Annotated in this window: 1 rRNA gene and 1 pseudogene; both read right to left on the reverse strand. The window is 69.2% G+C overall.

Annotation, left to right across the window (positions count from 1 at the left end):
• Positions 1–337, reverse strand: a pseudogene (locus ACIPJI_RS31080) (hypothetical protein); the annotation flags it as partial.
• Between the two features lie 245 nt (positions 338–582).
• Positions 583–673: ribosomal RNA gene (rrf, locus tag ACIPJI_RS31085) — 5S ribosomal RNA — on the reverse strand; the annotation flags it as partial.

Raw genomic sequence — 673 nt, forward strand, 5'->3', positions numbered from 1 at the left:
ACCCCACCGGGACGGTCGTCACGACGGAAACCACCCTGACGGTCATCACGACGCGGGAAACCGCTCTGACCGGAACGGTCGTCACGACGGAAGCCACCGCCACCGCCACCAGCGGGACGAGGCGCGTATCCGCCACCACCGCTGGGGCGACCACCGCGGTCGCCACCGTCGCGGGGGCCTCGGTAGCCACCGCGATCGTCCTCGCGGCGCGGGCCACGGTCGCGGTCACCGGGGCGGTCGTCACGACGGAAGCCGCCCCCACCACCACCGGCGGGGCGACCACCGCGGTCGTCACGGGCACCACGGAAGCCACCGCGGTCACCGCGGTCGTTGTCACGGCGGGGACCACGGTCCCTGTCGTCGCGACCGCCGCGGAAGCCGCCCCTGTCACCACCGTCCTTGCGACGCGGTTCGCGTTCCGGACGATCGTCGGAAGAGTTGGGGGACATCGGCGTGACTCCTGTCATCGGGTACCACAGTCATTCTCGCGCAGCCGGCGATCGGCCGCGCTTCGTCATTCTCGGCAAAGCAAAAAGGACCCTTGGTCCAGCGTGAACGCTGGACCAAGGGTCCTGAAAGATTGTTCGGCGGCGTCCTACTCTCCCACAGGGTCCCCCCTGCAGTACCATCGGCGCTGAAAGGCTTAGCTTCCGGGTTCGGAATGTAACCGGGC

The sequence above is a fragment of the Streptomyces sp. NPDC086835 genome (assembly GCF_044745705.1).
Taxonomy (GTDB): domain Bacteria; phylum Actinomycetota; class Actinomycetes; order Streptomycetales; family Streptomycetaceae; genus Streptomyces.